The following is a 13,580-nucleotide window of genomic DNA, read 5'->3' as shown; positions in this document are numbered from 1 at the left end:
GACGCACGACGCTGTAGCGTAAAGGTGGCGTCCGACGCCTCATCTTGCCAAGAAGAGACTTTCGACCTTCCTGGTCAACTCCGAGCCGTCGAAGGGCTTTGCCAGTCGAGGCAAGGAGCGAAACCGCTCGGGCAAATCCGACACGGTATAACCGGTCAGCAACAGCACCGGCACATTGCGGGCAATCAACTCGTCGACAAGCGGATAGACGAATTCGCCGCGCAAATTAAGATCCAGGGTGGCGACGTCGAAGTGTTCCACGCGTGAAGCTGCAATCGAACCGTCGAGCGTCGTGAACGGGCCGATTACCGCGTATCCGGCGGCGATGAGATCATCCTCGATCTGCAGTGCCACCAGAAATTCGTCCTCGACGACAAAAACGCGGCGTCCCTCGGATCCCATCATTCAGACACTCCCACGGGGTAGGGCACATCGATCGTGCATATCAGCCCCCGCGGCGCGAACTCGAGGCGCACCTCGCCGCCGAGGTCGGAAGCAACGACGCGTTCAAGCAGCAGGCGCCCGAAGCCGTTATGCTTTGGCTCCAACACGGAAGGACCTCCGGTTTCGCTCCAGCAAATTCGCAGTCGGTTGTCCCGCGGGTCTATAGTCCAACGGACGCTGACACGACCGGTCCTTACCGTAAGCGCCCCATGCTTCGCCGCGTTGGTTGCAAGTTCATGCGCTGCCAGGCCGAGCGTGAGCGCATGTCTCGGGGGCAGCATCGTCGGCGGTCCCGCAAAGGCCACATTGTCCCTATTCTCGTCGCGATAGGGCGCCAGCTCATCGAACAGGATGGTTTCCAGGGAGACCCCGGACCAACTGGCTTCGGCGAGACGGGTATGTGTCTGGGCGAGCGCTCTGATGCGGGCGTCGAATGAGCGGTGCGCATCATGTACGTCGGGATTGGTGGAGAAGGACTGGCGCGCGATCGAGGTGACGGTCGCCAGCGTATTTTTCACCCGGTGGCTCAACTCGGCAACGAGAAGGTTTCGCTGCGCCTCGGCTTGCTTTCGTTCGGTGATATCCATACAGACGCCAGCCAGCTTTTCAGGTCCGCCGCCATGCGGAGAAAACTGGCCGAATGCCTCCATCCAGCGGACAGTTCCGTCGGCGCGGCGTATCCGGTAGACGGTATGATAGTTTTCGCGAGTCTCCATCACACTCGCGATATCATGCTCGACGGCTACTAGATCGTCCGGATGGATGTCCCGCTTGAAATCTGCGAGCGTTCCTCCGAACGCTCCCGGCTCCAGACCGTGAAGCGCCTCGAGACCTGAAGACCAGATCACCTCGCCAGTAGTGAGATTCCACTCCCAGGCGCCCATCCGTCCCGCACTCAGGGCAAGCTGCAAACGCCGTTCGCTTTCCTGCAGCGCCTCTTCCGTCTGCTTGCGCTCGGTTATGTCGACCGATGCAGCCACAGCGCCGACCACTTCGCCAGCGGAATCGCGCAGCGGCGTGGCATTGCCAAAGAGGTATAGGGACGTTCCGTCATCAAACCGGATCTCCTCTTCGAAATTTTGAACCTCCTCGCCCCGGGCCGCACGCTGCACGGGAAGCTCGTCGGGTTTCAACATTTCGCCCATCGAAAAGACGCGGAAGTTGGCGGGCCTTTCGTCAGGCGGGGCCGATAGCGACAGATTCGAATCGGGCGGCAGCCGCAGAAGCTCGTACGAACTCCGATTGCCGTTGATGACGGAGCAATCAGGCGTCCTGGCGATCCATATCGACGCCGGCACGGCCTCCATGATGGCCAGCAATTCGGCCGCTCGCGCCCGTTCATTCGCTTCGTTGCGGCGCAGCTGTTCCTCCGCCAATCGTCTCGCCTGCTCAGCCCTCATGCGTTGAACGCTGAAGCCGAGCTGCCGCCCAATCGTCAGCGCCATGCGGATCTCGTCATCCGCGAAGCTATGCGGCAAGTTATAATAGGCCATGAATTTGCCGATCAGCTTTCCTTCCGTGACCAGTGGAATGAAACCGAGCGCTCGGATGCCTTCCGCTTCGATAACCGCTCTCAGATCGTCGGAAATCACGGCCTCGGCAATGTCTCGGATGAAGATAGGCTCTGGATCCTTGTCCTCGGAAGTCCAGGGGGAATGGCCGTCGACGGCGCGGCGATAGGGCTCCGAAAGGCCGCGCCAAGCAACGAAGCGCATCGTCTGCGACCGGTCGAAAAGCAGGATGGATGCGCGATCGCAGGCCAAGGCAGTTTGAATAGCGTCCAAGGCCGCCTCGTAAACCTCCTCGATATCCTTGGCCCGGTGAAGCTTTTCGGTGAGGCGGTAGAGGGCAGCCTGCTCGCGCAGGCGGATGCTCAGCACTTCTTTGGCCTGCTTGCGTTCGGTGATGTCGCGAGCAATCTTGGAGGCGCCGATGATCCGTCCCTCCGCATCGCGGACGGGCGAAATCGTAAGCGAGATGTCGATAAGGCTGCCGTCCTTGCGCCGGCGCTTTGTCTCGTAATGGTCGATGCGCTCGCCCCTGCGGATGCGCTCGAGAATTCGAGGTTCCTCATTCTCGTAGGCCGGCGGCATCAAAATAGTGATCGGCCTTCCCAAGACTTCGTCGGCCATATATCCGAACAGCCGTTCGGCGCCCTGGTTCCAACTGGTGATGATGCCGTTCAAGTCCTTGCTGACGATGGCGTCGTCGGAAGATTCGACGATTGCCGCCAGATAGCGGGATTCCCGTTCGGCCAGTCGCCGGCATTCGGCTTCGCGCTCGCTGGCGAGAAGCTCGCTTTTTTTGCGCTCGGTAAGATCGATCAGCAGATTGACGGCCCCCGACAACGCGCCCGACGCGTTAAAGATCGGTGTCGGATAAGGCAGGAGCGGAACCGTCGTTCCATCCGGCCGGACCGCAACCAGCTCCTTTCCCCTGATCGGCTTCCCTTCCTTCAAGGCCCGCGCCATGGGGCACTGATGATGCGGAAGCGCTGAACCATCCGGTCGTCGCAGGCGCCAACTCACGCACCAGCGGTCCTTTCCCAATTCCGGTTCTCGTCCCGCGAGAAGTGCGGCAGCACGGTTATAATAGGTGATGATCCCGTTTTCGTCGGTTGTATAGATGGCCACTGGAAGCGCATCGAGCGTTGCCCGAAAATCCGGCGGGTGCGCAGCACTGATTTCATTTGTGGAACTTTTTGGTAGAGCCTCCCCGCTGCTCATAATTCCCTCCGCAAGCGCTGCGTAACGCGGGAAAACGCCATCGATGCTGGTTTGTTCCGGAGCCGGCACGTGCAGCGACAAAACGGTCTCTCGGTGATGCGTCATAGTAACACTACAAACATACGGTAGATCCTCGCCCACCTACGATGCTACGCTGCGGCAGCAGGAGGGCACCGGATCCGGGGAGGAGGTCGACCAATTAAACTGGAGATGTTTCGATGAGCAGAACTGTACTGAACGCCGCAGGAGTGCCGTTGTATTATAGTGGCAGTTCGACGGCATGGTTTTCCGCAACCGGGTCGGGATCCCAGCTTTATGGAAGCGCCGGCAATGATTCGATGTGGGGCGACGGCTCCGTCAACGTCACCATGATCGGCGGCAAAGGCGACGACATCTATTACCTCTATTCGGGAATCAACCGTGCCTATGAAGCCGCCGGCGAGGGCGTCGATACAATAAGCACCTGGATGAGCTACACGCTGCCGGCGAACTTCGAAAACCTGACGGTTACCGGCAACGGACGATTTGCACTCGGCAATACCGCCGACAACATCATCACCGGCGGCTCCGGCAGCCAGACGCTCGATGGCGGCGACGGCAACGACGTGCTGCGGGGCGCAGGCGGCGCCGACATCTTTGCCTTTACGCGCGGTAATGGAAGCGACCTTATCACCGACTTCAACTTCGACGACATCGTCCGTCTCGAAGGTTATGGATTTACCTCCTTCGATCAGATCCAGGCCAATCTACGCCAGGAGGGCGCCAACTTGCGGCTTAGCCTCACCGACGGCGAGAGCCTGGTGTTCGCGAATACCACCGCGGACGCGCTGAATGCGAATCAGTTCAGGCTGAGTCTGGACCGTTCCATCCTGACGCAGACTTTTTCGGACGATTTCAACACGCTTCAGCTGCGCAGCGGCTCAAGCGGCGTCTGGGACGCCAAATTCTGGTGGGCGCCCGAAAAGGGGGCGACACTCTCCAATAACGGTGAGCTGCAGTGGTACATCAATCCGGCCTATCAGCCGACCGCCGCTGCCAATCCGTTTTCGGTCAATAACGGCGTTCTGACCATCACCGCTAAGCCGGCGTCAGCGGCGATTCAGGCCGAAATCAACGGCTATGATTATACGTCCGGCATGCTGACGACCTACTCGTCCTTTGCCCAGACCTACGGCTATTTCGAGATCCGCGCCGACATGCCGGACGACCAGGGCGTGTGGCCAGCCTTCTGGCTTCTGCCGGCCGATGGTTCCTGGCCGCCAGAACTGGACGTCGTGGAGATGCGCGGACAGGATCCGAATACCGTCATCGCTACGGTGCACTCCAACGAAACGGGTTCGCAGACAAGCATCGCGAGCGCGGTCAAGGTTGCCGATACCGGCGGTTTTCACAAGTATGGCGTGCTTTGGACGGAAGAGGAGATCGTCTGGTACTTCGATGATGCCGCGATCGCACGCGCCGACACCCCCTCGGACATGCACGATCCGATGTACATGCTCGTGAATCTCGCCGTCGGAGGCATGGCGGGCACGCCGACCGACGGCCTTGTCGACGGCGCGGAAATGAAGGTCGACTACATCAAGGCCTATTCGCTCGACCCCGACTGGCAGATCTGAGCGACGCAGGCAGGTTTGCGGAGGCCGGCAACGCGAGGCTGCCGGCCCGTCTGCCGTGATACGCTACTTCTGAATGCAGGTGTCGACCGTATCCTTTGTGCATTCGTCAAGACCGGTAAACACCGGATCCTCGACCGGCTTGCCGGCGATCAGTTCCAGCATGACCTGCGGAGCCTTGTAGCCCATCTCGAAGGGGCGCTGCCCAACAAGAGCGGTGACAAGACCTTCGCGCGCGATAGCAACTTCCTCACCGATCGTGTCGGCAGCGCCAATGACGAACTCGTTCTTGGCAATCTTGTCCGCCATCGGCCTAAACAGGTCGCGATAGGGTTGCGGCGCGCCGAAGAGCGGCCAGCCGCCCATGATGCCGAAGGCGTCGAGGTCGGGATTGGCGGCGAGAATGTCGGTCATCGCCTGCACGCCCCTGGCCCCATCGTCATTGGTGAAGACCGGGCAGCCCGCCACTTCCGTCCAGCCGCCTTCGCCCTTGAGCTCCGTGAGGCCCTTTTGACCAGTCAGCGCGTCCCGCATGCCTTGGGCGCGGCGCAGAATATTGTCGGCGCCGGGATTGCCTTCGATCGTGCAGATTTTGCCGCCGTTCGGCTTGGCCTTCTTGATGTATTCGCCGATGCGGAAGCCCATCAGGTAATTGTCGGTACCGAGATAGGTCTTGCGAAGGGCAGCGTCCTCTTCGGCCAAATCAGCATCCAGTGTCATCACCGGCACAGTCGGATTGGCGGTCTTCAGCGTTTGCGCAATAAGCTTGGCATTCGAGGGCGAGATGGCGATCGCAGCCGTATCGGCCTTGCCGAGCATGTCCTGGACGATTTGCGCTTCGCCGGCCTCGTCCGACGTCGATGCCGGGCCGGTATAGAAGCACTCAAATTCGGAATCGGGATTTTCCTTGTTCCACTTCTGGCAACCCTGATTGATTGCCTCGAAGAACGGGTTGTCGAGGCCCTTGACGACGATGACAAGCTGCTTCTTCTGGGCCAGAGCCGTTCCGGCAGTGAACGCCAGGACGGCGGCGGCAAGCAATAATGCCTTCCTCATTCCTTCCTCCCTTGAAACGAACGGACACTATGTCCGCGCACAGATCAACCCGGATACCAGACGATGCGCGGATCGTTTTCCGAACGCTCGTACTGCCAGGCCGAGTCGATAAGCTTTTCGAGATCGTAGCCGGGTCGCCAGTCCAGCAGATATTTAGCCTTGCTGTTGTCCATCCAGTTCGAGTGAAACTGGCTTTGTATGTCGACCGAGGCAAGACCGCGGCTGCGGGCGAGATAGGCAGCGACTTCACCGTAATCGACCGGCCGATCCATTGAGATGTTGAAGAGTTGGCGGACGGCGCGCGGACTGTCGATCGCCGCAAGGATTGCCGATACCAGATCGTCGACGTGCACGAAGTTGCGTTTCAGCGGCCGCCCGTCTGCGTCGCGCAGCAGCGGCACGGTGCCATCCCTCGCATAGCGCTTCGCATCCGGCTCCGGGACCAGGGTCTTCCAGTCCGGCGCGCCGAACACGTCGTCGCCGAATGACAACGAATATTTGAAGTCGTCCTTCTCCATGATCCACGGAGCGCGCAGACAGCAGGCGTTGAGGCCGTACTGGAGGCCGTATTGTTCCAGCATCACCTCTTCCAGGACCTTGGACAGGGCATAGCAACCCGGATAGGCTTGGTGCGGTGCACGCTCCGTGATCGGGCTGTCATGGCGGTAGTGGAAATGACCGATTGCGGCATCGCCGCCGATCAGAATGAACTGGCGTGCAGTGGCGCTCGTGCGGAATTCCTCAAGCAGCCAGAAGAGGCCCTTGACCGTCACGTCCATGACGCTTTCGGGAGTTTCCTTGCAGGTGGCGAGATGGACGACATGCGTGACGCCGGCGAGCGCCCGGGCCACGAGGTCGCGATCCGCGATCGAGCCGCGGACTACCTCAACGCGGTCCGTCTCAGCGTATGGGCGATTGTGGCAAAGTGCACGTATTCGCGCCTTGGAAAAACGCGCATCGTCAAGCAGCCCAGCGATGAAGTGCCGCCCGACCTTGCCCGTTGCTCCGGTGACAAGGATCAGCATGCTCTCCTCCCGCCGATAGCTAATATCGGCGCGCTTCGAACGTCAACGGATATTCGTATTACAATATGATTTTCCGCGTATATCCGGCCTTATTTACAGGGCAGTTGATTGACGCTGTTGGGTGCTTTTGCGTAAATGGATGCGGTCGTTCCTCCGGGAGGAGATCGGGGGAAGCGGCCACGCGACGGCTTCAGGCCGAGGGCACACACGGCAGGAAGCGGCGCCAAGCCTGCAGGTTTCGGGAAGGTAGACGGCTGTGGCGGTCCTCGAACTCGCCAACATTTCCAAACATTTCGGCGCCATCCAGGCGGTCAACGATGTTTCGCTTACGCTGCAAGCGGGCGAGGTTGTCGGTCTGATGGGGGATAACGGCGCCGGCAAGTCCACTCTGGTCAAGATGATCGCCGGCAACTTCCGCCCGAGCAACGGCACGATGCGTATGGAGGGGGCGGAACTCGTGCTTCATCGCCCCGTGGAAGCGCGGCAGCACGGCATCGAGATCGTCCATCAGGACCTGGCGCTCTGCAACAACCTGACGGCGGCGGCCAACGTCTTTCTTGGGCGCGAGTTGCGCCGGGGCGCCGGGCCATTCCGCATCCTCGACCACAAGTCGATGTACCGGCGCGCCGGGGAGATCTTCAAGGAGTTGAAGTCGGAGACGCGGCCGCGCGACCTCGTCAAGCAGATGTCCGGCGGTCAGCGGCAGGCCGTGGCGATCGCTCGCACCATGCTGTCGGAGGCGAAGATCGTCTTGATGGACGAACCGACGGCGGCGATTTCCGTGCGTCAGGTCGCTGAGGTTTTGAACCTGATCCGGCATTTGCGCGACCGCGGCATTGCCGTCGTCCTTATCAGCCACCGCATGCCGGACGTCTTTGATGTCGCCGACCGCGTCATCGTCATGCGGCGGGGCAGAAAGGTTGCCGACAAGCAGATCGCCGCGAGTTCACCCGAAGAGGTCACCGGCCTCATCACCGGCGCCATCGAGCAGGTTTGACCGCAAACGGCCTTGAGGGGTTCGGCAGGACAGGAGTTCGACAATGGCAATTACCCTCGAGCGAACGATCGAGCAAAGGCAGCAGAATTGGGCTGCAGCGATGTTGAGCAGCCAGACGTTCTGGGTTCTGATCGCGGTCATTCTCGCCTGCATTTTCCTGTCCTTCGCGACCGACTCCTTTGCGACCGCGAAGAACCTTTACAACATCACTCGGAACGTCACCTTCGTCGCGATCATCGCTCTCGGCATGACGATGGTCATCATCACAGGCGGCATCGACCTCTCAGTCGGATCGGTCCTTTGCTTGTGTAGCATGGTGCTGGCGGTCGTCATGAATGCCGGCTACAGCATCGAAGTCGGGATCGCCGCCTCCATCGGGACCGCGCTTTTCATCGGCGCCTTCAACGGCATACTGATCGCCTATCTAGACTTCCCGCCTTTCGTGGTGACGCTCGGAATGCTGTCGATCGCGCGGAGTCTGGCAATGGTCGCCTCCAACAACACGGTCGTCTTCCAGTTCGGACCGGATCACGACCTGCTTCTAGCGTTAGGCGGTGGCGCGTGGTTCTTCGGCATTGCCAACCCGGTGCTCTACATGGTCGTGCTGGCGCTGCTTACCGGTTTCGTGCTGCGCTGGACCCGGTTCGGCCGCTATATTTTCGCGATCGGCGGCAATGAGCACGCGGCGACGCTCACAGGCGTGCCGGTCAGAAAGATAAAGGTCGCCGTCTACATGATTTCTGCCCTCTCGGCAGGGATCGCCGGTATCGTACAAACCGGATGGTTGGGCGCCGTCACCACCAATATCGGCGCGGGCATGGAGTTGCAGGTCATCGCCGCGGCCGTCATCGGCGGCGCCAATCTCGCCGGAGGCGTCGGCACTGCCTTCGGTGCGCTGGTCGGGGCGGCATTGATCGAGGTGATCCGCAACAGTCTCGGCTTGCTCGGCATCAACGCCTTCTGGCAGGGAACCTTCATCGGAGGCGCCACGGTGCTCGCCGTCCTCTTCGATCGGATCCGCAACTTCCGCCAAAGCGAGTAGGGGCTAGTCTAAAGGGCGGCAAACGGCGGCGCCTCAACCCTTGGCGAGAATGCGCCGCATCTCCTCCGTTGCGGCATCGAGCTGCGGGTCGCGCCCGGCCGCATAGGGTAGGCTGAACGACACCGGGATGTCCGGATCGACGCCGCGCCCCTCGAGGCGCAGGCCCTCGTCGATCACCGCGTCGGAGACCGCCAGTTCCAATAGACTGTCATCGGGAAGGAGAAAGGCGCGCCCAGCGAGCAACGCGCCAGCGGTGCGCGTTCCGACGAGCGGTATGCCGTTCGCCTTCAACGCGTAGGCGAAGAGCTCAAGGCCGCTTCTCGCGCCTTCATCGATGATGGCCACCACCGGCCGGCGCCAGCGAACAGTCGCAAGCATGTCCTTGCCGTCCCGCGAGACCAGCCGGAAAGTCGGCACGCCGCCGACGAAGAGGTCTGCCGCGTCGGGCGGACCGCCGCCCCAGCGGCCGCGCAGGTCAACGATGACGCCATCGGCATCCTTGAGGCGGCCGAGCGAAAGCTCGCGGGCGACGATGTCTAGGCCGTCGGACGAGGAGAGCGTCCAGAGCCGCAAATAGCCGATGCGGCGCCCCTCGCTTTCGGTAAGCGTGACGCTCTCCTCTATCGCCTTTGCAAAGGTGCGAAGCGGCTTCAAGCGCTCGACGGCGACCGTGATGGTAATCGGCGGCGCGCCACGGTCGCGCCGCAGCCGTACGTCGACAGTTCGTCCGACCTTGTCTCGGAAGGACGTGATTTCCCGATAGGGGGCGCCGTCCACCGAGAGAATTTCGTCGCCGACCCGGATCCCCGCCCGTTCTGCCGGCCCGCCGTCATAGACGTCGCTGACGAAGCGCGAACCATTCTCCAGCCGCGTGACCATGCCGATGCCGGCATAGCTGGGCTCGCCATTTGGCGGGAACAAGCGCTTGATATCGTTTCGGATCGCGAAACGAAATATGTCCGCAAGTTCGTAGTAGTCGATCGTGTCGGATGTGAAGCGGGCGGTGTGCGACGCCCCTAGACCTGCGAGAATAGTCGCGATCGCCGCATCGACACGGGGCGTAGGACTGCTCTTGGCAAGCGGCTGGGCCTCGTCGTGGGTCTCCCTGCGTACCGCAGCGGCGAAACGATCGAGCGCGGACGTGTCATAGAAATTGTCGATCACGAGCTCGACGGCGCGATCGAAGACCGGGTGGCCCGAACGAGGGGGCTCAAGTGCAAGGCTCTGCCCATGCATGAGCAAGAGCAGGAACGCGAATGGCAAGGCGCCGAGCGTCTTCACGCGCATAGGTCGATTTCCCGTTTCTCTCGGGTCAGTATAGAGAGAAGCAGGCCAACGTGGGCACTACGATCAACAACATTCCGTGAAGAGCCATGCCCGGTCTGCAGGGCTAGTTGGTTTTGCTGCATGTAGAGCCGGGCTGTCAGCGCTCGATCTCGATGGCTCGCTGCGGTTGTTTTCGGGACCAATCCACGGAGAGCTATAGTTCGGGACCATCGCTACCGTACCTGCGGTTTCCCTGGGGAAGGACAGAACCATGGTGCTCTATCTGACAGCCCTGGCGTCGCTGTTGCTCACGGCATTGAGCCTTGGGCCCTCGTTTGCCCATGTGCTGGAAGCACCGCCGCGACTGGTCGTTTGGTCGCCGGAGTTGTGGCGCGAGGCTACGGTGTTCAACGGCCAATTCGTGCTTTTCCCGAAAGTCGGCGCTCCACTCGACGTGGCGGCTATATTGACGGCCTTCTTCCTGGCCTATCTGCTTGCCAGCGAGAGACCTGCTTTCTGGTTCGCGCTCGCCGGCGCCGGTCTCCTCGCAGCGGGGCTGGCGGCGTGGTTCACGCTTGTCGAGCCAGCCAATGCGATATTGGCAACTTGGGCGCCCGGCCCCATTCCGCCCGATTTCGAAGCGGTTCGTTTACGATGGGAGACCGGCCACATGATGGTGGCGGCAGCAAAAATACTGGGCTTCGCATCGATATGCGTTGCCCTCCTGGCTCCGCGCCTGCCGGGCGGGGCGCCTTAGATCACGACGGATGAGGGCCAGTTGCAACGACAAGCGCGACGTCCGCAGCATAAACGCGGGAGTGGGGCAGCTTCTCCCAGTCAATAGCGAGAGAGAATACCCTTCATCTGAACGATCTCCTGGCGCTGAGATTCGATGATCCTGCCGCACAGGGCGACGATCTCGGGGTCGCTGACCGTGGCCTCGCGGCACATGAGGATTGCGCCCGAATGGTGCGGGATCATCGAGCGCAGGAACTGCTCGTTGCCGATGAAGCTCTGCGCCCGCATGAACGCGAAGGCGGCAACGAAGAGAGCAACGAAGCCGACGTAGAGAACGAGGTTCAACCGTTTGCTCTGGTACATCGACCCCATCATAAGCAGCATCAGGATGGCCATCGGAGCGACCATCATCAGCGCCATGTAGAAGGTGTTGAGATTGTTATAGAAATCGCCAAGGCCGTCGATCATCGTGAACATGACGAGGTACATCAGGACCAGGCTGATCACAAGGTTGATTGCGAGATTGCCGTAATGGGAGATCATCACGATGCTATCCTTGCTAGCAATGCGCCGCGGCCTGCGCCGGGCGTCTCGTTAGAGCGCGACCGCGGTCACGAGCAAGACCAGGCTGACCATGCCTAGTCCCGCCCGCACCACATGTGAGAATTCCCAGCGGTCGCGCAGAGCAGTCCAATCCACGTCCTCCCGTGCATCTGGAGCGCGCGAAGCGCCAAGTTTGAAGAAACTCGCCCCCGCTCGCAGCAGCTTAGTGTCCTTGAGCCAGAAGTTGTTCACCGGATGCGTTAAGATCCAATAGGTCGCATGCATCGCCAGCAACGCGACGAAGGCGGCGGCGGTCAGCCAATGAGCCAGCGTGCCGGTCGGCATCACATAGAGGAGCACCGCGACGAGGAGTAGACCGGAGGGCTCGGCCGCACCGCCAATGGTGAAGCCCGGGTAGTAAATTGGCTGGATGGCAAAATACTGCTCTTTCGTAAGACGCAATTTGCCCGGCCACTCAAGGGCGTGGGCGAGAGCGAGCGCCGTTGCAATTGTCACGAGCACGATCGTGAAGACCTGCAAAGCCACGAACATGACGCCGAATCCGAATTTCTTGCCGCGCGGTGCGTTGTTCTAGACGCTGTAGCACTTTGAAATACGCATGGATCCCCTCGATCGGTTCCGATTTAAGGAATCACGCATTAGTAGCCGAACGCGTCAGCTCACAATCGGTTCCGCGCCGGGTCCTCCTTAGCTTCGGATATCCGAATTGCCGCGCCGCAAGTGGCCGAAGCGGAAACGACCGGCAGCCGCAGCGCGCACCATCATCATCTCGCCTATCGTCTCGTGGGTCATCAGGCCAACCAGACGACCGGAACCGTCCAGCACGGCGACGGCCGGTGAATTCGCGTTTTGCATCAGGCGCAGACTTTCCTCTAGGCGCTTTCGATAGTGGATCGTCGGCACGTCGCGGCGCATCGCGGACACGACTGGTGTCGCCGGACCATTCTCCTTCAAAGTACGGATCATGTCGTCGCGCGTCAGCAGACCCTCGAAATGGCCGACCGGATCGACCACGGGGAACTCGCGCTGTGTGGTTGCGAGCAGCGCCTCGATTGCTTCGTCAATACTCGCCGAACGCTCAAGCCTCGCGAACTCTGTGATCATGACGTCGGCGATCATGACACTTTCGGAAATTTCGCGGATCTGGGCGTTCTGCGCTTCCGCCGTCGCAGCCAGATAGACGAAGATTCCGATGAAGATCAGCAGCGGATTGTAAAACAAGCCGACGAAGCCGAAGACGAAGGCGAGCCCCTGACCGATCGTCGCTGCGATCTGAGTGGCACGTGACCAGGTCAGGCGCGAGGCAAGCGCGGCACGCAGCACACGCCCGCCATCCATCGGAAAAGCCGGAATCATATTGAAAAGGACAAGGAAGACGTTGACCCCGGCAAGCCTTGCCAGAAAGCTCATCTGCGGATCCTCGACACCGGCCATCTGCTCCATCCCGACCGAGGTGCCAAGCACGGCAAAGATCACCGCCGCAATTGCCACATTGACGAGCGGGCCGGCGATGGCGATCACGAATTCTTCGCCGGGCTCTTCGGGCATGCGTTCAAGGCGGGCGACGCCGCCAATCGGTAGCAACGTTATGTCGGGCGTCTTGATGCCGAAACGCCGCGCAGCGGCAATATGGCCGAATTCATGCAGAACGACGCAGACGAAGACCGCCATGACGAAGGCGATACCCTCCAGGGCCGCCGGCGTTCCGCCGATCCGATAGTGCATGAGCCAGATCCAGACGAGCAGAAGCGCGAATGTCACATGAACGCGGATTGCGGTTCCACCGATCGTTCCAATTCTGAAAGACCAACCCATGAGCGATATGCTCCCGTCGTGCTTCAGGTTCCAGCCCCGCCGTATTCCGGAGAGCTCGCCCAATAACGGCTGTCTTCACCTTAGGCGACGGGTTTAGTTTATGATGACAGCGGCGGCTTTGATACCATAAACGACCACTTTCGCGCGGCGTGGGCCCGCCAAAGCTGGGCTTCTTTCCAAATCAATGAAGTCTCGGATCGTTCCGCCGCCATGAACGAATTTGCATCGGCTCCGAACGCCGGCCGCGCGGGGTGGGCGTATAGCGTGGGCCGCGGCAACAGCTCGTCCACGAAC

11 protein-coding genes and 1 pseudogene are annotated in these 13,580 nt (G+C 60.9%); 4 read left to right on the top strand and 8 right to left on the bottom strand.

Annotated features, from left to right (window positions below; translation table 11 throughout):
* Positions 1–39: 39 nt before the first annotated feature.
* Positions 40–405, bottom strand: a complete 366-nt coding sequence (locus PYH37_RS04295) for a response regulator (protein WP_280732190.1) — start codon at positions 403–405, stop codon at positions 40–42.
* Entirely contained in the window at positions 402–3,170 is a 2,769-nt protein-coding gene (locus PYH37_RS04290) for a PAS domain S-box protein (RefSeq protein WP_280732189.1), read from the bottom strand. The genes PYH37_RS04295 and PYH37_RS04290 overlap by 4 nt, the downstream gene beginning before the upstream one ends.
* A gap of 218 nt (positions 3,171–3,388) precedes the next feature.
* On the opposite strand from PYH37_RS04290, the gene eglC reads away from it, so the two are divergent.
* On the top strand, positions 3,389–4,786 hold the full coding sequence (gene eglC / locus PYH37_RS04285) for an endo-1,3-1,4-beta-glycanase EglC (protein ID WP_280732188.1): 1,398 nt from the start codon (positions 3,389–3,391) through the stop codon (positions 4,784–4,786).
* 63 nt (positions 4,787–4,849) lie between these two features.
* Here eglC and PYH37_RS04280 read toward each other — a convergent pair whose 3' ends face one another.
* The gene (locus tag PYH37_RS04280; protein WP_280732187.1) at positions 4,850–5,839 is read right to left on the bottom strand and encodes a sugar-binding protein; all 990 of its coding nucleotides are present in this window, start codon (positions 5,837–5,839) and stop codon (positions 4,850–4,852) included.
* Between the two features lie 44 nt (positions 5,840–5,883).
* Positions 5,884–6,864 carry an NAD-dependent epimerase/dehydratase family protein gene (locus tag PYH37_RS04275; protein WP_280732186.1) on the bottom strand — a complete coding sequence of 327 codons (981 nt, stop codon included), beginning with the start codon at positions 6,862–6,864 and terminating at the stop codon, positions 5,884–5,886.
* A 104-nt stretch (positions 6,865–6,968) separates the two neighbouring features.
* On the opposite strand from PYH37_RS04275, the pseudogene PYH37_RS04270 reads away from it, so the two are divergent.
* Together PYH37_RS04270 and PYH37_RS04265 are read left to right on the top strand one after the other, a co-directional pair.
* Positions 6,969–7,861: pseudogene (locus tag PYH37_RS04270) on the top strand (ATP-binding cassette domain-containing protein).
* A 43-nt stretch (positions 7,862–7,904) separates the two neighbouring features.
* Positions 7,905–8,903 carry an ABC transporter permease gene (locus tag PYH37_RS04265; RefSeq protein WP_280732182.1) on the top strand — a complete coding sequence of 333 codons (999 nt, stop codon included), beginning with the start codon at positions 7,905–7,907 and terminating at the stop codon, positions 8,901–8,903.
* A 33-nt stretch (positions 8,904–8,936) separates the two neighbouring features.
* Here the strand turns inward: PYH37_RS04265 and PYH37_RS04260 are convergent, their stop codons facing one another.
* A complete protein-coding gene (locus tag PYH37_RS04260; RefSeq protein WP_280732181.1) occupies positions 8,937–10,190 on the bottom strand; it encodes a S41 family peptidase in 1,254 nt (417 codons plus the stop codon).
* Between the two features lie 250 nt (positions 10,191–10,440).
* On the opposite strand from PYH37_RS04260, the gene PYH37_RS04255 reads away from it, so the two are divergent.
* Complete coding sequence (locus PYH37_RS04255; protein ID WP_280732180.1) at positions 10,441–10,926, top strand: DUF1772 domain-containing protein; 486 nt, start codon at positions 10,441–10,443, stop codon at positions 10,924–10,926.
* Between the two features lie 80 nt (positions 10,927–11,006).
* Here PYH37_RS04255 and PYH37_RS04250 read toward each other — a convergent pair whose 3' ends face one another.
* The 3 genes from PYH37_RS04250 to PYH37_RS04240 form a co-directional block, all read right to left on the bottom strand.
* Positions 11,007–11,450, bottom strand: coding sequence for a DUF305 domain-containing protein (locus PYH37_RS04250; RefSeq protein WP_280732523.1), 444 nt, complete (start codon positions 11,448–11,450; stop codon positions 11,007–11,009).
* A 51-nt stretch (positions 11,451–11,501) separates the two neighbouring features.
* A complete protein-coding gene (locus tag PYH37_RS04245; RefSeq protein ID WP_280732179.1) occupies positions 11,502–12,002 on the bottom strand; it encodes a DUF1772 domain-containing protein in 501 nt (166 codons plus the stop codon).
* Positions 12,003–12,158: 156 nt separating this feature from the next.
* Positions 12,159–13,286: a site-2 protease family protein gene (locus PYH37_RS04240; RefSeq protein WP_280732178.1), complete on the bottom strand. Its 1,128-nt coding sequence runs from the start codon at positions 13,284–13,286 to the stop codon at positions 12,159–12,161.
* Positions 13,287–13,580 lie beyond the last annotated feature (294 nt).

The organism is Sinorhizobium numidicum, assembly GCF_029892045.1.
GTDB lineage: Bacteria > Pseudomonadota > Alphaproteobacteria > Rhizobiales > Rhizobiaceae > Sinorhizobium > Sinorhizobium numidicum.
This window is presented reverse-complemented; position numbering and strand designations above follow the sequence as displayed.